Annotated in this window: 18 protein-coding genes; 7 read left to right on the plus strand and 11 right to left on the minus strand. The window is 72.3% G+C overall.

The window, feature by feature from the left end; translation table 11 throughout:
- Positions 1–53: 53 nt before the first annotated feature.
- Complete coding sequence (locus AB0K82_RS12645) at positions 54–857, plus strand: HAD-IIA family hydrolase (RefSeq protein WP_364395881.1); 804 nt, start codon at positions 54–56, stop codon at positions 855–857.
- Here the strand turns inward: AB0K82_RS12645 and AB0K82_RS12650 are convergent.
- Genes AB0K82_RS12650 through AB0K82_RS12660 form a run of 3 tightly spaced genes read right to left on the minus strand, consistent with a single transcriptional unit; the run spans position 773 to position 3,476 of the window.
- Positions 773–1,603, minus strand: a complete 831-nt coding sequence (locus AB0K82_RS12650; RefSeq protein ID WP_364395883.1) for an FAD:protein FMN transferase — start codon at positions 1,601–1,603, stop codon at positions 773–775. The genes AB0K82_RS12645 and AB0K82_RS12650 overlap by 85 nt on opposite strands.
- Positions 1,600–2,091 carry an FMN-binding protein gene (locus AB0K82_RS12655; RefSeq protein ID WP_364395885.1) on the minus strand — a complete coding sequence of 164 codons (492 nt, stop codon included), beginning with the start codon at positions 2,089–2,091 and terminating at the stop codon, positions 1,600–1,602. The genes AB0K82_RS12650 and AB0K82_RS12655 overlap by 4 nt, the downstream gene beginning before the upstream one ends.
- A gap of 14 nt (positions 2,092–2,105) precedes the next feature.
- Positions 2,106–3,476: a ferredoxin reductase family protein gene (locus AB0K82_RS12660; protein WP_364395887.1), complete on the minus strand. Its 1,371-nt coding sequence runs from the start codon at positions 3,474–3,476 to the stop codon at positions 2,106–2,108.
- Positions 3,477–3,664: 188 nt separating this feature from the next.
- Here AB0K82_RS12660 and AB0K82_RS12665 point away from each other — a divergent pair, with 188 nt between their 5' ends.
- Positions 3,665–4,420 carry a response regulator transcription factor gene (locus AB0K82_RS12665; protein ID WP_364395889.1) on the plus strand — a complete coding sequence of 252 codons (756 nt, stop codon included), beginning with the start codon at positions 3,665–3,667 and terminating at the stop codon, positions 4,418–4,420.
- A gap of 41 nt (positions 4,421–4,461) precedes the next feature.
- Positions 4,462–5,982, plus strand: coding sequence for a HAMP domain-containing sensor histidine kinase (locus tag AB0K82_RS12670; protein WP_364395891.1), 1,521 nt, complete (start codon positions 4,462–4,464; stop codon positions 5,980–5,982).
- A gap of 14 nt (positions 5,983–5,996) precedes the next feature.
- Here the strand turns inward: AB0K82_RS12670 and AB0K82_RS12675 are convergent, their stop codons facing one another.
- The 4 genes from AB0K82_RS12675 to AB0K82_RS12690 form a co-directional block, all read right to left on the minus strand.
- Complete coding sequence (locus tag AB0K82_RS12675) at positions 5,997–6,935, minus strand: universal stress protein (RefSeq protein ID WP_364395893.1); 939 nt, start codon at positions 6,933–6,935, stop codon at positions 5,997–5,999.
- A gap of 164 nt (positions 6,936–7,099) precedes the next feature.
- Positions 7,100–8,710 carry a GAF domain-containing protein gene (locus tag AB0K82_RS12680; protein WP_364395895.1) on the minus strand — a complete coding sequence of 537 codons (1,611 nt, stop codon included), beginning with the start codon at positions 8,708–8,710 and terminating at the stop codon, positions 7,100–7,102.
- 110 nt (positions 8,711–8,820) lie between these two features.
- Positions 8,821–9,882 carry an acetate/propionate family kinase gene (locus tag AB0K82_RS12685; protein WP_364395897.1) on the minus strand — a complete coding sequence of 354 codons (1,062 nt, stop codon included), beginning with the start codon at positions 9,880–9,882 and terminating at the stop codon, positions 8,821–8,823.
- A gap of 64 nt (positions 9,883–9,946) precedes the next feature.
- Positions 9,947–12,310, minus strand: coding sequence for a phosphoketolase family protein (locus AB0K82_RS12690; RefSeq protein WP_364395899.1), 2,364 nt, complete (start codon positions 12,308–12,310; stop codon positions 9,947–9,949).
- 287 nt (positions 12,311–12,597) lie between these two features.
- Between AB0K82_RS12690 and AB0K82_RS12695 the strand changes: the two genes are divergently transcribed.
- From AB0K82_RS12695 to AB0K82_RS12705, 3 genes are all read left to right on the plus strand, one after another.
- Entirely contained in the window at positions 12,598–13,026 is a 429-nt protein-coding gene (locus AB0K82_RS12695; RefSeq protein WP_364395901.1) for a pyridoxamine 5'-phosphate oxidase family protein, read from the plus strand.
- 64 nt (positions 13,027–13,090) lie between these two features.
- On the plus strand, positions 13,091–13,597 hold the full coding sequence (locus AB0K82_RS12700; RefSeq protein ID WP_364395903.1) for a CBS domain-containing protein: 507 nt from the start codon (positions 13,091–13,093) through the stop codon (positions 13,595–13,597).
- A 45-nt stretch (positions 13,598–13,642) separates the two neighbouring features.
- Complete coding sequence (locus AB0K82_RS12705) at positions 13,643–13,954, plus strand: hypothetical protein (RefSeq protein WP_364395905.1); 312 nt, start codon at positions 13,643–13,645, stop codon at positions 13,952–13,954.
- Here AB0K82_RS12705 and AB0K82_RS12710 read toward each other — a convergent pair.
- The 3 genes from AB0K82_RS12710 to AB0K82_RS12720 form a co-directional block, all read right to left on the minus strand.
- A complete protein-coding gene (locus AB0K82_RS12710; protein ID WP_364395907.1) occupies positions 13,918–14,745 on the minus strand; it encodes a DUF1206 domain-containing protein in 828 nt (275 codons plus the stop codon). The two genes, AB0K82_RS12705 and AB0K82_RS12710, sit on opposite strands and share 37 nt — an antisense overlap.
- 382 nt (positions 14,746–15,127) lie before the next feature.
- Positions 15,128–16,012 carry an alpha/beta hydrolase gene (locus tag AB0K82_RS12715; protein ID WP_364395909.1) on the minus strand — a complete coding sequence of 295 codons (885 nt, stop codon included), beginning with the start codon at positions 16,010–16,012 and terminating at the stop codon, positions 15,128–15,130.
- A gap of 385 nt (positions 16,013–16,397) precedes the next feature.
- The gene (locus AB0K82_RS12720) at positions 16,398–17,948 is read right to left on the minus strand and encodes an AMP-binding protein (protein ID WP_364395911.1); all 1,551 of its coding nucleotides are present in this window, start codon (positions 17,946–17,948) and stop codon (positions 16,398–16,400) included.
- A gap of 242 nt (positions 17,949–18,190) precedes the next feature.
- Between AB0K82_RS12720 and AB0K82_RS12725 the strand changes: the two genes are divergently transcribed.
- Positions 18,191–19,462: a lactate racemase domain-containing protein gene (locus tag AB0K82_RS12725; protein ID WP_364395913.1), complete on the plus strand. Its 1,272-nt coding sequence runs from the start codon at positions 18,191–18,193 to the stop codon at positions 19,460–19,462.
- A gap of 25 nt (positions 19,463–19,487) precedes the next feature.
- On the opposite strand, the gene AB0K82_RS12730 is transcribed toward AB0K82_RS12725, so the two are convergent.
- A complete protein-coding gene (locus AB0K82_RS12730) occupies positions 19,488–20,768 on the minus strand; it encodes a cytochrome P450 (RefSeq protein WP_364395915.1) in 1,281 nt (426 codons plus the stop codon).
- Positions 20,769–20,781: the final 13 nt, after the last annotated feature.

The raw sequence follows: 20,781 nt of genomic DNA on the forward strand, positions 1-20,781 counted from the left end.
CCGGGGTGGTCCCGGCTGGATAACGGCCACGGCGATGCGGGATATTTGGTCGCATGACTGAGCGCAAGCCGATCAACACCTGGTTGACGGACATGGACGGCGTGCTGGTGCACGAGGGCCAGCCCGTGCCGGGGGCCAAGGAGTTCCTCACCCGGCTCAAGGAGGCCGGCAAGCCGTTCCTCGTGCTGACCAACAACTCGATCTACACCCCGAGGGACCTGCACGTCCGGCTCCGGGCGGCCGGGCTCGACGTGCCCATCGAGTCGATCTACACGTCCGCGCTGGCCACCGCGCAGTTCCTCGACGACCAGCGCCCGGGCGGCTCGGCGTACGTCCTGGGCGAGGCCGGCCTGACGACCGCCCTGCACGAGATCGGCTACGTCCTGACCGACCTGGACCCCGACTACGTCGTCCTGGGCGAGACCCGGACGTACAGCTTCACGGCGATCACGACCGCGATCCGCCTGGTCAACAAGGGCGCGCGGTTCATCGCCACGAACCCCGACCCCATCGGCCCCTCCACCGAGGGCGCGCTGCCGGCCACCGGCGCGGTCGCCGCGCTGATCACCAAGGCCACCGGAGTGGAGCCCTACTTCGTCGGCAAGCCGAACCCCCTGATGATGCGCAACGCCCTCAACACCGTCGGCGGGCACAGCGAGAGCACCGCGATGATCGGTGACCGCATGGACACCGACGTGGTGTCCGGCATGGAGGCCGGTCTGTACACGATCCTGGTACTGACCGGGGTGACCGCCCGAGGCGAGATCGAGCGTTACCCCTTCCGCCCGCAGCGGGTCGCGGACTCGATCGCCGACCTCGTGGACATGGTCGACCTGCCGGACCTGGTCGAGGGCTGACCGGGGGCGTCGGCGCGCAGCCCTGCGGTGGCCCAGGCCCGCCCGTCGAGCCCGATGCCGTACGCCTCGTATCCGGTCATGCCCTCGATCCAGTCGCGGGCGGCCTCCCCCATCACGAAGGCCGCGGTCGCGTAGGCGTCGGCGAGGGTGACACTCGGCCCGACGACGGTCACCGCGGCGAGGGCGGCCGCGGGCCGTCCGGTGCGCGGGTCGAGGATGTGCGCGCCGCGTTCGGCGGTTCCGGAGGTCGCCACGGCCATGTCGCGCCCGGCGACGACCGTGGCCACCGTGCCGGGGCGCAGCGGATCGGCGATGCCCACCCGCCACGGCCGGCCCGGCTCGGGCCCCCCGGACAACTGGAGGTCGCCGCCCCCGTTGACGTGGTGGTTCAGCGAGCCGGCCGCGCGCAGCATGCTCCCGGCGCGTTCGATCGCCCAGCCCTTGACCACGCCGGAGGGGTCGAGCGCGCCGCCGGCGTAGGCGCTGAAGCAGCCGTCGGTGGCCTCGGTGAGCCGGTCGCACAGGGCGAGGATCTCCCCGACCTCGGGCGCGCAGTCGCCCACCTCCACCTCACCGCGCGCCAGCCGGCTGATGTCGCTCTCCGGCCGGTACGTCGAGAAGGTCGCGTCGACCCAGTGCAGCCAGGCGATGACCTCTTCGAGCGCGCCGTCGCCGGGGTACGGCTCGCGCAGGTCGAAGGAGAAGACCGTTCCCATGCAGGGCTCGGCGTGCCGCAGGGCCGTCATTTGCCGGCCTTGTCGAGCGCGCTCTGCAGCGACTGGATGTAGCCCTCGCTGGTGTAGGTGGCGCCGGAGACCGCGTCGATCCGCGCGCTCTGCGCCGACAGGGTCTCCTGGTCGAGCTGCGGCACGGCGAAGTCGTTGATCTCCCGGTCGCGGGGGTTCTCGCTCGGCAGCTGGACCGCCTGGACCTTGGTGATCTTCCCGTCCTTGAGAGTGACCTGTACCTGGACGGGGCCCCAGCGGGTGTCGATGGTGTTCCCGGTGACGGTCCGGGTCGTGGACCTGGTCGTCTTGCCGGTCCCGCTTCCGGTGCCGGTGCTCTCGCCGCTGCTCGCGCTCGGCGCCGGCGCCGCCGCGCCGCTGTCCGTGCCCGACCCCGTGCCCGCCGCGGCCCCGGCGGCGCCACTGTTCGAGGCCTGATGCGTCTTGAAACTCAGCAGCAGGACCAGCCCGGCGACGGTCCCGACGATGGTGAGGATCGCCCTCTTCATTGGTTCTCGTCTCCTCAGAACTCGAAAGACTCGTGGTGGACGCGGCGGCGCGGCACACCCGCCTGGTGGAGGGCCGCCTTCGCGGCGTTCGCCATGCCGTCCGGGCCGCAGACGTAGACGTCGTGGTCGCTCAGGTCCGGCAGGATCCGCGTGAGGACCTGCGGGGACAGCGGGTCGCCGCCGAGGTCCCGGCGCGAGCCCACCAGGTAGTGCAGCGCCGCGCCGCGGGTCTCCGCGATCCGGCGGAGCTCCTCCTGGAAGACGACGTCGGACCAGTCGGTGGCCCGGTAGACGAGCGTCAGGTCGCCGGGAGCGGCCGGGAGCGTCTCGAACAGCGCGCGGATGGGGGTGATGCCGACCCCGCCGGCCAGCAGCAGCACCTTCCGCCGCCGGCGCCGCCCCGCGGTGAACGCCCCGTACGGGCCCTCGGCGAACACGCGGGTTCCGGGCCGCAGCCGGGACAGCGCGGCGCTGTGCTCCCCGAAGTTCTTCACCGTGACGCGGAGCATGTCCGGCCGGGCCGGGGCCGACAGCGAGTACGGATTCGCGGCCCACCACAGGTCACGGGTGAGGAACCGCCAGCGGAAGAACTGGCCCGGCTCGGCCCGGAACTCGTCCAGGTGCCGACCGCGGACCCACACCGAGACGACGCCGGGGCTTTCGCGGTACACGCCTTCGACCCGCATCCCGTGCCGGAACGCCCGCCACAGCGGCACCGTGATCCGGAACCAGACGAGCAGCGCGCCGACGGTGATGTACAGCGCCGACCACAGGACGCGGGCGGGCAGGCTCGTCATGAAGTCGGCGCCCGTCGCGAACTGGTGGCTGAACGCCAGCGCGATCGCCAGGTAGGTGTAGAAGTGCAGGTAGTACCACGTCTCGTAGCGCATCCGGCGGCGTGCCGCGCGGGCGGACACGATGCCGACGCCGACGAAGAGCAGCCCCGCGACGGTGGCCATCAGCACGTCCGGATAGCTCAGCAGCAGCGTCTTGGTCTGGTGGATCGGGTCCGTGTGCGCGGTGACGGCGTACCCCCAGATGATCAGGAGTGCGTGCGCCATGACGAGCCACACCATGTACCGGCCGCCCATCGCGTGCCACCGGGCGAGGCGGTCCGTGCCGACCCCGCGCTCGAGCGCCGGGATCCGGGCCATGAGGGCGACGAGGACGACGGTGGCGAAGCCCGCCAGCAGGCCGGTGATGCGGCCGGCGTTGGTGAGCCAGTCGCCGAACCCGGTGATGGCCGGAGTGTCATGCCACCAGAGGGCGATCACCGCGGCCGCTCCCAGGCCGATCGGGACCAGCACGTGCTCGGGCCGGGCGCGCACCGGCTGCCGGCGCCCGGGTGGCCGGCGCACCGCCGCCCGTTCGTCGAGAGTGGTCACGAGTTGTCCCCCCGTATGCTTTGGGTCGTTCGGACGCCTACTCTCGGGCTCGAACCTGAACGTTCCTTCTGAACCACTTGTGCGCGCCCGCTGAGACCGCGGCGACCTGCGCGGATGAGGGACGTTCAGAGGGGATTCTCAGCGAACGTTCAGGGTGAGCAGAAGTGCGGCGAGCAGCGTAGGTGACGATGAACGACACCCGGCCCCCCGAGTCCCCGTCGACCAGGCACCCGTTGATGACCCGCCCCGACGGTTCGCCCGTGCGCGCGCTGGTGGTGGACGACGAGGCGAGCCTCGCGGAGGTCCTCGCCAGCGTCCTGCGCTTCGAGGGCTGGGAGGTCATGACCGCCGGGGCCGGCGCCGAGGCGGTGAAGGCGGGCCGGGAGTTCCGGCCCGACGCCGTCCTGCTCGACGTGATGCTCCCCGACTTCGACGGCCTGGAGGTCATGCGCCGGCTACGGGCGGACAATCCGGACGTGTGCGTGCTGTTCCTGACCGCGCGGGACGCCGTGGAGGACCGCGTCGCGGGCATCACCGCCGGCGGTGACGACTACGTCACCAAGCCGTTCAGCCTCGAGGAGGTGCTGGCCCGGCTGCGCGGCCTGCTCCGGCGCTCCGGACTGGCGCGGGCGCAGGGCGGCGAGGTCCTCGCGGTCGGGGACATGACCCTCGACGAGGGCGCCCGTGAGGTGCGCCGGGGCGGCGACCTGATCGAGCTGACGGCCACCGAGTTCGAGCTGCTGCGCTACTTCATGCGCAACCCGCGCCGGGTGCTGTCCAAGCCGCAGATCCTCGACCGCGTGTGGAACTACGACTTCGGCGGGCAGGCGCACGTCGTCGAGCTGTACGTCAGCTACCTGCGAAAGAAGATCGACGCCGGGCGCGAGCCGGTGATCCACACCGTGCGCGGCGTCGGCTACGTCCTGCGGCCGCCCGCCTCATGACCCGTGACCGAGCGGAGCGAGGGAACCGAAAGCACAGCCACATGGGTCGCTCCTCCGACGAAGGAGGGCCCCTGCCCCGCCACCGCGTTCCCCGGCGCCGGCTCCGCCTCCCGCTGGGCCGCCTCCGGATCCGTACCCTGCGCGGCAGGCTGATCGTCGGGTCGCTCCTGCTGTTCACGCTCGCCTGCACGATCGTCGGCATCGTCACGACCCTCTCCCTGCAGCGCTTCCTCATCGACCGGCTGGACAGCCAGCTCCAGGACGCCAAGGGCCGGTACGCCATCAGCCTCGAGCACGCCGTGGAGGGCGACCGCTTCGACCGGGTGAAGGGCCAGGCGGTCGGCACGTTCGGCGCCCGCCTGGCAGACGGCCAGGTCACCCAGTGCGGCGTCGTACGGGACCACGGCGGCGAGCTCGATCTGCCCGCGCCGGACCAGGCGCGATTGGAGGCGCTGTCCCCCGACGGCCGGCCCCGGACGGTCGAACTGGAGTCCCTCGGCAAGTACCGGCTCATGGCCAGCCACGGCGAGGACCACGACGTCCTGGTCACCGGGCTGCCGATGCACGGCGTCGATGAGACGGTGAGCCGGCTCGTCATGGTCGAGATCACGGTGTTCATCGTGGTCCTCGCCGTCGGCGGGGTGGCCGGCGCCACGTTCGTCCGGCTCGCCCTGCGCCCGCTGCGCCGCGTCGCCGCGACCGCCATCCACGTCTCCGAGCTGCCGCTGGCGAGCGGGGAGGTCGCGCTGCCCGCCCGGGTGCCGGACACCGAGCCCGACACCGAGGTCGGGCAGGTCAGCACGGCCTTCAACCACATGCTGGAACACGTCGAGTCGGCGCTCGCCCAGCGGCAGGCCAGCGAGGACAGGCTGCGGCGGTTCATCGCCGACGCCAGCCACGAGCTGCGCACCCCCCTGGCGAGCGTCCGCAGCCACGCCGAGCTGGCCCGCCGGGACCCCGGCCAGACCGGTCCGCGGGTCGATCACGCCCTGCGCCGGATCGAGGCGGAGTCGGTTCGGATGGGGCATCTGGTGGACGACCTGCTCCTGCTGGCGCGGCTCGACGCCGGGCGCCCGCTCGCGCACGAACCGGTCGACCTGACCCGCCTCGCCATCGACACGACCAGCGACGCTCGGGCCGCCGGCCCCGGCCACCGCTGGGCCCTCGACCTGCCGGAGGACCCGGTCACGGTGTACGGGGACGAGTTCCGGCTGCATCAGGTCCTCGGCAACCTCCTCGCCAACGCCCGCACCCACACCCCGCCGGGCACGAACGTCGCCGTGCGCGTCGCCGCGCCCGACCGGAACGGGACGGTCCTCCTCGAGGTGGTCGACGACGGCCCCGGCGTCCCCGCCGAGCTGCGCGACGACGTCTTCGAACGCTTCGTACGGAGCGACGGTTCACGATCGCGCAAGGCCGGCGGCAGCGGGCTGGGGCTGGCGATCGTGTCCGCCGTCGTCCAGGCCCACGGCGGGTCCAGCACGCTCACCAGCGAGCCGGGGAACACCCGCGTGCGGATCCGGCTGCCGGTCGGGGCGCCCGGCAAGGAGCCGTCAGGCTGAGGCCGCCCGCCTGGTCAGGGTCGGGCGCGGACGACCGCGACCGGGCAGGGCGCGTGATGGATCACGCCATGACTCACCGAGCCGAGGTGCAGGCCGTGGCGTCCACCGCAGTTGGAGCGCACGCCGACGACGAGCAGGTCCGCGTGGGCGGAGCGCTCGACGAGTTCCCCGACCGGGTGCCCCGAGACCGCCTGTTCGATGATCCTGACCTCGGGATACCGGTCCCGCCAGGGTGTCACGGCGCCGACCAGGAGGTTCGCGGCGGACGCGGCCGCTTCGCGGATCGCGGCCGGGTAGGCGCCGTCGGCCTCGATCAACGACGTCTCCCAGACGTGCACGGCCCGCACCCACGCGCCGCGGACGCGTGCCGCCTCGAAGGCGTACCGGAGCGCGAGGGCGGACTCCCCGGACCGGTCGACTCCGACGACGACCTCACCATGGGTCTCCTCCGGCTCTCCCCGGACGATGATCACCGGTCCGGGAACGTGCCCCGCGACCTTCAACCCGGTCGAGCCGAGCAGCAGGGCCGCGAGGCCCCCGAGGCCGCGGTTGCCGATCACGGTCTCGTACGCGCCGAAGGCCGCCTGCCGAAGCGCCTCGGCGGGAGCCTCCTCGACCAGCCCGGTGGTGACCTCGATGTCCGGCCTGGCCTTCAGGGCCAGGTCGACGGCTTCGGCGAGGATGCGAGCACCGCTCTCGGTGCGGGATTCGCCCAGGCCGGGGGCCGGGTGGAACGGCATGTCGCACGGCCAGCGTTCGATCGCGTGGAGCACGTGCAGTGGACGTCCCGTCCGGCCCGCCTCCTCGGCGGCCCATTCGACGGCGAGGCCGGCGCGGGGTGAGCCGTCCGTCCCGACGACGATCGGCAGCGGAGATCGTCGCTGCCCGGCCGGGCCGCCGCCACCGGCCGCGTACGCCGTACGATCTTCGTGGGGTTCGTGGGGTTCCTTCACCTCTCCAGCGTCATCTCCGGTAAGGCGCGGTTGAAGGGACCAAGGTCCCCGTGATGGTCGCCGCTCGGCTCCTGTCACCAGCGGAATCGTTGATGTCTCAGCGTCCGCGGCCCGTACGCGGGCCCGCCGGGCGCCAGGTCTCCGCCTTACGAGAACCCTTCGCCTTACCGGGCGTGCTCCGCCTTACCGGATCCGCGGGCGGGCACGCGCCACTCCAGGACGCTGCCGCCGTCCTCCCCCGGGCCGATGTCGAACGAACCGCCGAGCCGCTCGGCCCGTTCGGCGAGGTTGCGCAGGCCGCTCCGGCGTCCGCCCGACCTGATCCCGATCCCGTCGTCGGCGACCCGCACGACCACCTGGTCGGCCGCGGTCACGGTCACGCTCACCCGATGGGCCCGGGCGTGCCGTGCGGCGTTGGACAGCGCCTCCGCCAGCACGGCGGGCACCTGCGCGGCCACCTGGTCGTCCATCGCCAGGTCCAAGGGGCCGTTCAGGCGAACCTCCGGGGCGAAGCCGAGGGTCTCCTCCGCCCGGTCGATCACCCGCTGGATCCGCGAGCGCAGTCCGTGCTCGGCGGGCGCCATCTGTAGAGCGAAGATCGTCGAGCGGATCTGCCGGATCGTGTCGTCCAGGTCGTCGACCGCCTGCTGGACGCGCACGGCGACATCGTTCCGTTCGATGTCCTGGGCCGTGCTCACCAGTGTCATGGCCGTCGCGAACAGGCGCTGGGTGACGGTGTCGTGCAGGTCCTTGGCGATCCGGCCCCGCTCCTCCAGCAGCACGAGCCGCTCGGCGTCGCGGCGCCGCTCCGCGAGCTCCAGCGCCACCGCCGCCTGTACGGCGAACGCCTCCAGCAACCGGTGGGCGGACCGCCCGAACTTCGGCCCGCCGGGCGGGTTGTACACCGACAGAACGCCGCGCGCGGTCATGCCCGAGCCCAGCGGGACGATCAGCATCGGCCCGATCAGGTCGGGCAGGCGGATCCCGGCGGCGCGCAGATACTCCTCTGCGTCGGCCGGCACGACGGACCGGCCACTCCGGAAGACCCGGCCCCCGATGACGTCGTCGAGGCGGAGCCGTATTCCGCGGAGCGCGTCGGCGTGCCGGCCGGCGGTGGCCTCGATGACGAATTCGTCGCCCGCGGCCAGGAGCACGCACGCAGTGGCGGCGGAGCAGACCTCCCGGGCGCGCTCGGCGACCAACACGAGCACCTCCTCCGGCTCCGTGCCGGACAGCAACGACGCCGAGACCTCGGCCGACGCCTCGAGCCAGCGCTCCCGCCGCCGGGCCTCCTCGTACAGCCGGGCGTTCTCGATCGCCACCCCGGCCGCGACGGCGAGCGCCGTGAGCACGTTCTCGTCGTTCTCGTCGAACTCGCCGCCGTCCTCTTTGTCGGCGAGGCAGAGCGTGCCGAACACCGCGTCCCGGACCTGGACCGGCACGCTGAACGACCGGTCCGACCACGAGTCCGTCCCGGAGCCGTCGGAGTCTCCGACGGTCACGAGCCGCCCGAGCCGGTCGTCCTCCCCGATCACTCTCAGCGCGCACCGGCGGGCGCCGACGAGGGCGGCCGCCGCCTGGACGATCCGCCGCAGCACACCGTCGAGGTCGAGGTCGCTCTCGATCGTCACGACCGCCTCCACCAGCGCGTGCACGCGGTCACGCGTGGTGAGCACGGCGGCCAGCCGCGTCTGCAGCTCGGCGAGCAGTTCGTCGAGCCGCAGCTGCGGCAGAAGGCCGGACCGATCGTGGCCCGACCGGCTGTCTGAAGGCATGGCAGCGGAGACCTCCCCCGTCAGGCTGCTGCCTGGACCCGCTGCTCACAGTATGGAACACCAGGTCACCGGGGTGCAGGGCACATCGGACCGAACCGCCGGAGAGCACGTCAACCGGGCGCCGTCCGCAGCACCGCCCGAGTCCCCGCCGCGACCTCGACGTCCTCCCGTGCCGTCACGACCAGCGAGCGGACCGTCGCCCCCGGGGCTCCGATGTCCGCGTCGGCGCGGGCGGCGGCGTTGCGCTCCGGGTCGATCCGCACGCCCAGGAAGGCCAGCCCGTCCGCCGCGCCCTGCCTGACCTCGGGCGCGTGCTCGCCGACGCCCCCGGTGAACACCAGGACGTCGAGACCGCCCATGGCCGCCGCCATTCCGGCGATCCGGTCGCGCAGCCGGTGCAGGTAGATCTCCAGCGCGAGCGTCGCGTCGGGATCGTCGCGGGAGAGGACCTGCCGCATGTCGGCGGTCCCGGCCAGGGCCAGCAGACCGGACTCGTGCTCCAGCGACTGGGCGAGATCGTCGGCGGTCAGGCCGGCGTGCTGCTGCAGCCACAGCAGCAGCCCCGGGTCGACGCTGCCGGACCGGGTGGCCATGACCAGCCCCTCGAGCGGCGTGAACCCCATCGTGGTGTCCACCGACCGGCCCCCGGCCACCGCGCACAGCGACGCCCCGGCGCCCAGGTGGCAGACGACGACGCGCAGCCCCGCCGCGTCGGCGCCGACCAGTTCCGCCGCCCGCCGCGCGGCGTACGCGTGGGACAGACCGTGGAACCCGTAACGGCGCAGGCCGTACTTCTCCCGCCACTCCGCGGGCAGGGCGTAGGTCGCGGCGGCGGGCGGCAGCCCGGCGTGGAAGGCGGTGTCGAAGCAGGCCACCTCCGGAAGGCCGGGCAGCACCGCCCGTACGGCGTCGATGCCGTCGATCGACTTCGGCTGGTGCAGCGGGGCCAGGTCGACGAGCGCCCGCAGCCGCCGCTCGACCTCGTCGTCGATCAGCACCGGCTCGGTGAACTCCCGGCCCCCGTGGACGATCCGGTGCCCGATCGCGTCGGGGGCGGGCAGGTCCGGGATCTCCTCCAGGCTCCGCGGGCGGGCCAGTACGGTGTCGTCGGCGTCGAGCAGGCTCAGCTTGAGGCTGCTCGACCCGGCGTTGACCACGAGCACCTTCGTCATGAGGTCTCCTCCGCCGGCCGCATGACCGAGGTGCTCTGCTCGTCGATTCCCTCGCTTCGCTCGGTCATGAGAGCCCGCCGCCGTGCGGCCACACCCAGTTCGCCACGTCGGGGTGGTCCTCGCCGTGCTCGCGCGTGTACGCGCGGGCCTGGAGACGGCGGTCGACCATCTGCTGACGGACGTACGCGGCCCGCCCGCCCAGCTGCGGGAGCCGGTCGATGACGTCCATCACGAGGTGGAAGCGATCGAGGTCGTTCATCATCACCATGTCGAACGGCGTGGTCGTGGTGCCCTCCTCCTTGTACCCGCGGACGTGCAGGTGATGGTGGCCGTGCCGCCGGTAGGCGAGGCGGTGGATCAGGTAGGGATAGCCGTGGAACGCGAAGATCACCGGCTTGTCGGTGGTGAAGAGCGCGTCGTACTCCGCGTCGGACAGCCCGTGCGGGTGCTCGGTGTCGGGCTGCAGCCGCATCAGGTCGACGACGTTCACCACACGGACGCGGAGTTCGGGGAAGTACTGGCGGAGCAGATCCGCCGCGGCGAGCGTCTCGAGGGTGGGGATGTCGCCGGCGCAGGCCAGGACGACGTCCGGGTCGCCGCCGGTGTCGGTGCCGGCCCAGTCCCAGATCCCGATGCCGCGCGCGCAGTGCAGGATCGCCTCCTCCATCGGCAGCCACGTCAGGGCGGGCTGTTTGCCGGCGACGACGACGTTGACGTAGTCGCGGGAGCGGAGGCAGTGGTCGGCCACGGACAGCAGCGTGTTCGTGTCCGGCGGCAGGTAGACCCGGACGATCTCCGACTTCTTGTTCACCACGACGTCGAGGAAGCCCGGATCCTGGTGGGTGAAGCCGTTGTGGTCCTGCCGCCAGACGTGCGAGCTGAGCAGGTAGTTCAGTGACGCGATGGGCCGTCGCCACGGCAGACGGCGGGTGACGTACAGCCACTTGGCGTGCTGGTTGAACATCGAGTCGACGATGTGGATGAAGGCCTCGTAGCTGTTGAACAGCCCGTGGCGTCCGGTGAGCAGGTAGCCCTCCAGCCAGCCCTGGCACAGGTGCTCGCTGAGCACCTCCATCACCCTGCCGTGTGGGCCCAGGTGCTCGTCGGTCGGCAGCCGCTCGGCCTCCCAGACCCGGTCCGTCTCGTCGAAGACGGCCGACAGGCGGTTCGAGGCGGTCTCGTCCGGCCCCATGATCCGGAAATCGTCCGGGTTGTCGGCGATCACGTCGCGCAGGAAGCCGCCCAGCACGCGGGTCGCCTCGCTGAAGGTCGTCCCGGGCTTGTCGACCGGCACGGCGTAGTCGCGGAAGTCGCGCAGGTTCAGATCGCGCAGCAGCAGGCCGCCGTTGGCGTGCGGGTTCGCGCTCATCCGCCGGTCTCCCTCGGGCGGCAGCGCCCGCAGCTCCGGGACCGGCCGGCCGTCCTCCTCGAACAGCTCCTCCGGACGGTACGAGCGCAGCCACGCCTCCAGCGCGGCCAGGTGCTCCGGATCCTCCCGCACCCGGCCGAGCGGCACCTGGTGGGACCGCCACGTGCCCTCGACGGGCACCCCGTCGACCTCGCGCGGGCCGGTCCAGCCCTTCGGCGTCCGCAGCACGATCATGGGCCAGCGCGGGCGCTCCGTCGATTCGCCGCCGCGCGCGGCCGCCTGGATACGGGCGATGTCCGTCAGAGCGTCGTCCAGGGCGTCGGCGAGCTTCCGGTGCACGTCCGCGGGCTCGTCGCCGCTGACGATGATCGGCCGGTGGCCGTACCCCTCCAGCAGGGAGACCAGCTCGGCCTCCGGGATGCGGGCGAGGACGGTCGGATTGGCGATCTTGTAGCCGTTCAGGTGCAGGATCGGCAGCACCGCGCCGTCGGTCACCGGGTCGAGGAACTTGGTGGAGTGCCAGCTCGCCGCCAGCGGCCCGGTCTCCGCCTCGCCGTCGCCGACGATGCAGGCGACGATCAGGTCCGGGTTGTCGAACGCCGCGCCGTACGCGTGGGCGAGGGAGTACCCCAGCTCACCGCCCTCGTGGATCGAACCGGGCGTCTCGGGCGCGACGTGGCTGGGCACGCCACCGGGGAAGGAGAACTGCCGGAACAGCCGGGCCATCCCCGCGGCGTCACGCGACACCGGCGGATACACCTCGCTGTAGGTGCCCTCGAGCCAGGCGTTCGCGACCGCCGCCGGGCCGCCGTGCCCGGGGCCCATGACGTACATCATGTTCAGGTCGCGTTCCTTGATGACGCGATTGAGGTGGACGTAGCAGAGGTTCAGCCCGGGTGAGGTCCCCCAGTGACCCAGCAGCCGCGGCTTGATGTGGTCTCGGGTCAGCGGCTCCCGCAGCAGCGGGTTGGCGCGCAGGTAGATCTGTCCGACCGACAGGTAGTTCGCCGCCCGCCAGTACGCGTCGATCCGGCGCAGTTCGTCGTCCGCCAAGGTCATGGCGCGATCTCCTCGAGCGAGAGGGACACGGGTCGAGCCGCTCCGTACACCCCCCGCGCCTCGCACGAAGCGTCGCGCGGCCGGTCGGCGGCCCGAGATCTCCATCTGATCACGGCCGCCGGGACGCCAGCAGGGACGAAGGTCCCCGGACGGGCGGACGCCCGCCGCGGACCGAGGCCGCGTGCCGAGTACGAAGGTCCCGAACCGGACGCACCGCCGGAGAAGGGCCATCGGACATGGGACGTTCGCCTCTGCCCCGCACACCTCCGGCGGAACAGCATCGAGGTATGCGCCTCGACGCGAACGGGCTGGAGGTCCTCGGCCGGGAGGAGTGCCTCGCCCTGATGGGATCCGTGCCGGTCGGCCGGATCGTCTTCACCGACCGGGCCCTGCCCGCGATCCAGCCGGTGAACTTCGTCCTGCACGGCGAGGACGTGATCATCGCGACCGCGTCCGGTTCGAAGCTGGCCGCGGCGACGTGCGGTGCGATCGTCGCGTTCGAGGTGGACGCCTTCGACGCCGGCGACCGGGCGGGCTGGTCCGTCACCGTCGTCGGGCAGGCACGGGCGGTGTACGACTCCGGGGAGCGCTCCGGGTTGTCCCGGTTGCCGCTTGATCCATGGATCCCCGGACGGCACGACCACTTCATCCGAATCCGGAGTGACGTCGTCAGCGGACGACGGTTTCATCCGATGATGGTGGAGGCGAGACCATGACCGAGCGAAGCGAGGGAGTCGACAAGCACAGCCCCCTGGTCACTCCTCCGACGAAGGAGGTCCCGTGACCGGGACACTGGAAGAACAGCCGGTGGGCGAGGCCATGTCGACGGACGTGCTCGCCGTCACCGAGACGGAGTCCGCGCTGCTGACCTGGGAGCTGATGCGGCAGGGCGGTTACCATCACGTACCCGTCCTGAGCGATGAGGGGGGCTTCGTCGGCGTCCTGGACGCCGAGACGCTGGCCGCCGCCTGGGACAGCGGCGGCCCCGACCGGATGCGCAAGCCGGTCGGAGCCCTCGTCGGTCACCGTTCGCCGCCGCACGTCCGCCCGCAGGACTCCGTCGCCACGGCCGCGAGAGCGATGCTGGCCGCCGGGACCGATGTGGTCCCGGTCCTCGACGACGACGGGCGGCTGTCGGGCCTGTTCACGGCGCGGGACCTGATCGCGCTGGCCGCCGGCGCGCACCGGCCCACCCGAGCCGGGCACGTCACCACCCCTGCGCTCTACCGCATCGAGCCGGTACTGCCCGGACGGCACCCGGAGGGCAGCACGATCCCGCCGAGCTGAGCGGCGGGATCGGGCGTGGACGCACGGGACGGGAGAGGAGAGCCGATGCCGCGGCAGATCGCCTCCGGGCTGTCGGAACCGTCGATCGCCCTTCTGGAGGAGCGCATCCACCGGTTGGAGGTCAGCGTCGCCCTGCTCACCCACACCGTCCAGACGCTCGCCCGTGAGGTGACCGGCGACCCGGAGCCGGGCGAGGCGACCGTACGGGCCACGGCACCGGATGACGCGGCCGTACCGGCGACGGCATCGGACGAGATGCCCGTACGGGCGACGCCGCCGGACGACCTGGCCGGACCGGCGACGGCGCCCGCCGCGAGGCGCTACACCCGGCGCCAGCGGGCCTCGCAGAAGGAGTAAAGGCCGAAGACGACGAGGCCGAACGCGACCAGGACCAGCAGCCACGGCCCCACCGAGGTGGAGGCGAACTCGCGCAGTGTCCCGTCGACGCCCTTGGCCTTGCCGGGATCGAAGGTGATCGCGGCGTAGGCGAGAAAGACCCCGGCCGCCGCGAACACGAGCGCCCGGGTGGAGCGGCCGACCATCCCCAGTGCCTCGACGACCCTACGGACCCGTGCGCTCATCTGCTCGGTCTTGAGCTGCTTCTCGAAGTTGCGCCGCACGGCGCCGACCGCGATGCCGATGCCGCCGGCGATGAACCCGATCCCGACGAGCAGGACGAGCCAGCGCCCGGCAGGGATCTCGTGCATCGCCTTCGCTGTGTAGTCCTTGGACTTCTTGTCGCTGGAGCTCCGCCCGCCGGCGCCGATGATGAAAGCCACCGTGGTGGCGCACACGCCGGTGTAGAACACCCCGCGCGCCAGGGAGGCCAGGCGCTTGGTGGCCTTGTGCCCGTCCGGCCCGGACTGGCCGAGTAGGGCCTCGCTGTACCGCCACAGGGCCAGGCCCGCGAAGCCGAGCGCCAGCAGCCACAGGATCACGCTGCCGCCGGTCGTCTTGGCGACCGTCTCCAGCGCGCCCTGCCGGTCCGCGTGACCACCCTTGCCGAAAGCGATCTTGATCGCGAGGTAGCCCACCAGAAGGTAATTGAGGCCGCGGGCGGCGAGACCGCTCCGGGCGAGAAGCTGAAACGGCGTGCTGTTGGACGCGCGGCGTCCGGCCGCCCGTAGGTGCGCGCTGTGCGCGGTCATGAGCCACCTCCTGGATCGGCCGCGAGATGCCCTCTCCGCCCGGGACCAAACCTGACCGCCGGCCCGCGCCCTCCGCTGGTGTTCCCGGCGTAGAGCCCGATCAGCGCGAACTCGGCGATCCCCGTGTGGGGCGAGCCCGGCGATCCCCGTGCGGGGTGAACCCGGCGATCTCCGTATTCCCATCGCGGGCGGGTTCCTCACCGGGCGGCTGAGGGGAGCCGCGAGATCACGATCCAGACCGGGCCGCCGTGCGGGCCGGACTCCGGCGCGGTGGCCCGTTCGGGCGCGCCCGGGCACGCCGCCGGCCGGGCGCCCGCCTGGAGGAGGTCCTCGAAGATCCGGGCGGTCGGACCGGCCGACCGGCGTCAGACGTGCCCGACGGTCAGGCCGCCTCGTCGGCAGCGTCGATGCCGACGACGGTGTGGATGAAGTCGGCCGCCTCCCGTACGGCCGCCCGCGCCTCGGGGAACAGCCGGTTGAACAGCTGGAACACGTGGATCTGCCCTGGCCAGATCTGCAGCTCACACCTGTTTCCGGCGCTGGTGAGGGCCTCGGCGAGCCGTTCGGCCTCCCCACGCAGGACCTCCTGCTTCGCCACCTGGATGAGGAACGGTGGCAGCTCGAGGCCGTCACAGTCCAGCAGCGACAGACGCGGGTCGGACCAGTCGTTGTGATCGCCGACGTAGAGCCGGCCGAAGTGCCGCGCCAGCGCGGGGCTGATGAACGGATCGCGGTACTCCCGGTCGCTGAGCACCGACAGCTCGCAGCTCAGGTCGACCCAGGGCGAGAACAGCACGACGCCGCCCGGCGCCGGCAGTCCGGAACGGAGCGCCTCGCCGACCGTGGCCGCGGCGAGGTGGCCTCCGGAGGAGTCGCCCGCGATCACGATCCGGGACGGCGGCAGGTCGGTGAGCAGCCACCGGTAGGCCGCCAGGGCGTCCTCGAGCGCGGCGGGGAACGGATGTTCGGGGGCCAGGCGGTAACTCGGCGCCAGGACCGGCATTCCGGTGTCGGCGGCGAGCCGGCTCGTGAGCGTCCGGTGGGTGCGCGGCGAGCAGAACGCGTACCCACCGCCGTGCAGGTACAGGATCGCGCCCTTGGTGGGCTCGGGCGGCCGGACCCACTCGCCGGAGACCGGCGCGCCCGCCGCGCGGGCCAGGGCCTCGACCCGTACTCCGGGATCCGGTCGTAGCAGGCGGGTGCCGTGTTCGATGGCCATGCGGAGCACCGTGAGGGAGACGAAGCGTCCGCTCAGGCGGTCGACCATGGGCCGCCATCCGAAACTCAGGGCGCGCGCGAGGGCCCTGGCCTGTCGACTGGGGGCGACGATGTCTGCGAATCCGGCGGGGAGGTCGTCGTAGGAGGTCACACGACACCACCGGCGGGTATCGAACGGCCCGACTCCTCAGCCCGGCCGCAGAGGGGGATTTTTGTCATTTCTGCGCCTCGGTGTACTCGTTCGGAGGAACCACGACCGATCGTCCCTCTGCCCGGCCGACGGCGATACGGGGGAACTCCCCCTTCGGGTACCTGCTTCTACCTGCGCCCGAAGCGTGAGCATGCACCATCCGACACGATTACATTACGTTCAGTTACAATTCTCGTCGCGAGGAACCGGCCCGTACGGCGACCATCGCCACGACGATCCGTGGTCACCGCTTCCCGCGGTCCGCGAGTCCGGCTCGCAGCGCCCGCTTGTCGAACTTGCCGCTGGCGGCGACCGGCGCCTCGGAGATCACCGTGATCGTCTCGGGCACGCTCGCGGCGCCGAGCCGCTCCCGCACCGCCCGGGCCAGCGCGCCGAGCTCCGGGGTCCGGCCCTCGGCCGGCACCACGAACGCGTGGATCGCCTCGCCGGTCCGCTCGTCCGGGATGCCGACGACGTACGCCTGGTCGACGTCCGGGTGGTCCGCCAGGACCGACTCGATCGGGCCGGCGTAGCAGACCTCGGCGTTGACGATGATCACGTCGCGGCTGCGTCCGACGAGGTGGAGCAGGCCCCGCTCGTCCAGCCGGCCGAGATCGCGGGTGCGCAGCAGGCCGTCCCGCAGCGTTTCTGCGGTCTGCGCCGGATCGCCCCAGTACCCGCTCATCATGTACGGGCTGCGCAGCCAGATCTCACCGGTCTCTCCCGCCCCGACCGGGCGCCCGCCCTCGTCCCGTACCTCGATGTCGACGAACGGCAGCGGCCGGCCCACCGAGGCCAGGACGGCGGCCGGACCCGCGGCGATCATGTCGGGCGTCAGCACCGAGATCAGACCCGCCTCGCTCTGTCCGTACCCCTGGTACACCACCGGGCCGAGACGCTCGACGGCCTCCGCGAGCCGCCGCGGGTTCACCGGCGACCCTGACACCATGACCGCTCTCAGGCTCCCCAGGTCGGCGGCCTCCTCGCGCAGCACGTCGAGCAGTTGGTAGAGCCGGGGCACGGTCATGATCGTCCCGGTGATCCGATGACGCTCGAGGGCGTACGGGAACAGCGGGCGCGTGTCGTCCGGATCCGGGACCACGCAGGTCCCCCCGCCCATCAGGCACAACGTGGCCCAGTCCATGACCACCGGGCTGGCCAGCGTGCCGAACACCAGGCAACGCTCGAAGCCGTGCGCCATCCGGACGAGCTCCGGCGTCCAGGCGGCGGGCCGATGCACCCAGTGCGCGGTGAGGGCCTGGTAGGTCTGCGCGCATCCCTTGGGGCGCCCGGTGCTGCCGCTCGTGTAGGTCAGCCGGGCGACGTCGCCGGGTCGTCCCTGGACGGTCAGCGGCCCGTCGGCCGCTCCGGCGAGCAGGTCCTCTCCGGCCGGGCTCTCCCCCAGCGACAGCAGCGGTGCCGCCCCGACCTCCGCGATCAGCTCCGGCGTCATGGACGGTCCGTCGACCACGATCGCCGCGATGTCGGCGTCCAGCATCGCGGCGAGCTGCCCGGCCGTGTACCCCGGCCGTACGCCGACGACCCGGCAGCCCAGCGTGTACGCGGCGACCCGCGCGGCGAACGCCTCCGGCGAGACCGACGTCACCAGCGCGACACCCTGGCCGGGGCCGAGGCCCGCGGCCCGCAACGCGCCCGCCACCCGCCGGATCGTCTCCAGCAGCGCACCCCGCGCGACCGTACGGTCCCCGTGCTCGAACGCCGGCGCCTCCGGCGCGCTCGCCAGCGCGTCCAGCAGAGCCCGGGGGAAGAGCGCGTCGTCTGGCCTGTCCTGCATCGTCGCCTCGCTGCGGTCGACTCGTCCGACGCGCAGGAGGTTAGGCCGGTGCTCCTCAGAGGATTCTCAGAAGGACCCGCCGTGGGACCGCGCCTTTCCGCACGGCGCGGGGAACCGTGCGTTCCGCACGGCGCGGGGAACCGTGCGTTCCGCGGGGCGCAACCCCGTTCTTCCATCAGGGATTCGGTGGTGAGATGGTCTTCCGGAAAGGCGGTGGCGACCGAGGGAAGGAAGATCCGATCGTGGTACAGGGAACGGGCGGGCCGCAGCGCACGCTCACCGAGGAGGAGATCCGCCGGACCGTTCAGGACATGCTGGCCGGCCGGGATCTGGACGGCCGGCACGTCGCCGTCATCATCCCCGACGGCACCCGTTCGGCGCCGATGCCCCTGATGCTCCGCCTGCTCCACGACGCGCTCGCCGGCCGCGCGGCCCGCATCGACGTCCTGGTCGCGCTCGGCACCCACCAGCCCATGGACGACGCCGCCCTCGACGCCCTCGTCGGCGCCACCGGGATCGGCCGGGACCGTCTGCTCCCGGAGATGACCGTTCTCAACCACGCCTGGTCCGATCCGGCGACGTACGCGGCCCTCGGCACGATCACGGCCGAGCAGGTCCGCGAGTTGAGCGGCGGACGGCTCGACAGCGCCGTCGACGTACGGATCAACCGTCTCGTCGTCGACGCGGATCTCGTGATCGTCTGCGGCCCGGTGTTCCCGCACGAGGTCGTCGGGTTCTCCGGAGGCAACAAGTACTTCTTCCCGGGCGTCGCCGGCCCGGAGGTGATCGATCTCTCGCACTGGCTCGGCGCCCTGATCACCAGCCACGACATCATCGGCACCCGCGGCATCACCCCCGTACGAGCGATCATCGACCACGCCGCCGCGATGATCCCGACGCCGAAGCTGTGCCTGGCCATGGTCGTACGGCCGGGCGGGACCGACCTGGCCGGCCTCTACGCGGGGACGCCCGAGGACGCCTGGGCCGCGGCCGCCGACCTGTCCGCCCGCGTGCACGTCCGGTACGTCGATCGGCCGTACAAGACGGTGCTGTCGGTGATGCCGCGCCGGTACGCCGACATGTGGACGGCCGCCAAGGGGATGTACAAGGTCGAGCCCGTGATCGCCGACGGCGGTGAAGTGATCGTCTACGCCCCGCACATCGACCGGTTCAGCGTCACCCACGGCGCGGTCCTCGCCGAGATCGGCTACCACACGCGCGACTATTTCCTCGCCCAGTGGGACCGGTTCCGCGACCGGCCGCTCGGCGTCCTGGCGCACAGCACGCACCTGCGCGGTCAGGGCACCTTCGAGGCGGGGGTGGAGCGGCCGCGGATCAACGTGACGCTCGCCACCGGCATCCCCGAGGAGGTCTGCGCCGCCCACGGCCTCGGCTACCGCGACCCCGCCACCGTCGACGTCGACCGGTGGAGCACGAACCCGGACCCGGACGTCCTGGTCGTCCCGGACGCCGGCGAGATCCTCTACCGCCTCGCCGCACGGAACACGCGCTGAGTCCCGCGAACGGCGGGGTGGGCCGTCATGCGGTGGGGGTGAGCCGTACGGGGAGGGCGGCCAGTCGCCAGGCGCCGGGCATGGGGATGCGGTCCAGGCTCTCCGGGGGGACGGCGAGGGACAGGTCGGGGTAGCGGCCGAGGAGGCCGGCGAAGGCGACCTCCGCCTCCTGGCGGGCCAGGGCGGCGCCGAGGCAGTAGTGCAGGCCGTGACCGAATCCGAGGTGGGTCTCGTGACGGCCGTCCGGCTGCCGGGTGACGTCGAGCCGGTGCGGGTCGGCGAAGCGGCGCGGGTCGAAGTTGGCGGAGACGAGGCTGGCCATCACCGGTGATCCCTTCCGCAGCCACCTGCCGCCGATCTCGACGTCCTCGGCGGCGTACCTGAACCGGGCGGCCTGCACCGGCCCGCACCAGCGCATCAGCTCGTGCACGGCGCGCGGCAGCAGCCCGGTCGTGTCGGCGCGCAGCAGGTCGAGCTGGTCGCGGTGGGTCAGCAGCGCCACCATGCCGTTGCCGATCAGGTGCGCGGTGGTCTCGTGCCCGGCCAGCACGATGGTCAGCACCATGGTGACCAGCTCGAACTCGCTGAGCACGGCGCCGTCCTCGTCGTGGACGCCGATCAGCGCGGTCAGCAGGTCGTCGGCGGGCTCGGCCCGGCGGCGGGTGACGAGCTCCTCGACGTGGCGCACGATGCCGCGGATCGCCGCGGTGAAATTGCCGGTCTCATGCGATCGCATCAGGGCGCGGCTCCACCGCAGCCACTGCTCGCGGTCCTCCTCGGGGATGCCGACCAGCTCGCAGATGACCGTGATCGGCAGCGGATAGGCGAAGTGCTCGAGGAGGTCCACCACGCCGTCCTGCGGGGACGCCTGGTCGGGAAGGCGGTCCAGCAGCCTGCCGGTGATCTCCCTGACCCGGGGCAGCAGCGCCGCGACCCGGCGCGCCGTGAACGTGCGGGAGACGAGCCTGCGGAGCCTGAGATGGTCGTCGCCGTCGACGTCCAGCACGCTCCGGAGCAGGTACGGCGCGTACTCGTCGTCGATCCCCATGTTCCGGAAGATCTCCACGCGGCCGTCCTCGAGCTCCATGCCGGGCACGTTGCGCGGGTTGTTGACGAACCTGCGGTCGCTCAGCACCAGCCGGACGTCCGCGTGCCGCGTGACGATCCAGAGGGCCGAGCCTCGGTCGCCGTGCACGACCTGCGCCATCGGCGACTGCTCGCGCAGCCGCGAATAGCCGTGAAACGGGTCCCGTAGCAGTTCGGGATCCAAAAGATCGACGGTGACAGGAGTCGCGGGAGTCGCCATTCCACCTCCTCCA

The organism is Actinoallomurus sp. NPDC052274, assembly GCF_040679475.1.
Lineage (GTDB): Bacteria > Actinomycetota > Actinomycetes > Streptosporangiales > Streptosporangiaceae > Actinoallomurus > Actinoallomurus liliacearum.

What these genes read in the sequence shown, in the direction of transcription:
- AB0K82_RS12645 (WP_364395881.1), top strand. Translation starts at nt 54, where the DNA reads ATGACTGAGCGCAAGCCGATCAACACCTGGTTGACGGACATGGACGGC.
- AB0K82_RS12650 (WP_364395883.1), bottom strand. Translation starts at nt 1,603, where the DNA reads ATGACGGCCCTGCGGCACGCCGAGCCCTGCATGGGAACGGTCTTCTCC.
- AB0K82_RS12655 (WP_364395885.1), bottom strand. Translation starts at nt 2,091, where the DNA reads ATGAAGAGGGCGATCCTCACCATCGTCGGGACCGTCGCCGGGCTGGTC.
- AB0K82_RS12665 (WP_364395889.1), top strand. Translation starts at nt 3,665, where the DNA reads ATGAACGACACCCGGCCCCCCGAGTCCCCGTCGACCAGGCACCCGTTG.
- AB0K82_RS12670 (WP_364395891.1), top strand. Translation starts at nt 4,462, where the DNA reads ATGGGTCGCTCCTCCGACGAAGGAGGGCCCCTGCCCCGCCACCGCGTT.
- AB0K82_RS12680 (WP_364395895.1), bottom strand. Translation starts at nt 8,710, where the DNA reads ATGCCTTCAGACAGCCGGTCGGGCCACGATCGGTCCGGCCTTCTGCCG.
- AB0K82_RS12685 (WP_364395897.1), bottom strand. Translation starts at nt 9,882, where the DNA reads ATGACGAAGGTGCTCGTGGTCAACGCCGGGTCGAGCAGCCTCAAGCTG.
- AB0K82_RS12690 (WP_364395899.1), bottom strand. Translation starts at nt 12,310, where the DNA reads ATGACCTTGGCGGACGACGAACTGCGCCGGATCGACGCGTACTGGCGG.
- AB0K82_RS12695 (WP_364395901.1), top strand. Translation starts at nt 12,598, where the DNA reads ATGCGCCTCGACGCGAACGGGCTGGAGGTCCTCGGCCGGGAGGAGTGC.
- AB0K82_RS12705 (WP_364395905.1), top strand. Translation starts at nt 13,643, where the DNA reads ATGCCGCGGCAGATCGCCTCCGGGCTGTCGGAACCGTCGATCGCCCTT.
- AB0K82_RS12710 (WP_364395907.1), bottom strand. Translation starts at nt 14,745, where the DNA reads ATGACCGCGCACAGCGCGCACCTACGGGCGGCCGGACGCCGCGCGTCC.
- AB0K82_RS12715 (WP_364395909.1), bottom strand. Translation starts at nt 16,012, where the DNA reads ATGGTCGACCGCCTGAGCGGACGCTTCGTCTCCCTCACGGTGCTCCGC.
- AB0K82_RS12720 (WP_364395911.1), bottom strand. Translation starts at nt 17,948, where the DNA reads ATGCAGGACAGGCCAGACGACGCGCTCTTCCCCCGGGCTCTGCTGGAC.
- AB0K82_RS12730 (WP_364395915.1), bottom strand. Translation starts at nt 20,768, where the DNA reads ATGGCGACTCCCGCGACTCCTGTCACCGTCGATCTTTTGGATCCCGAA.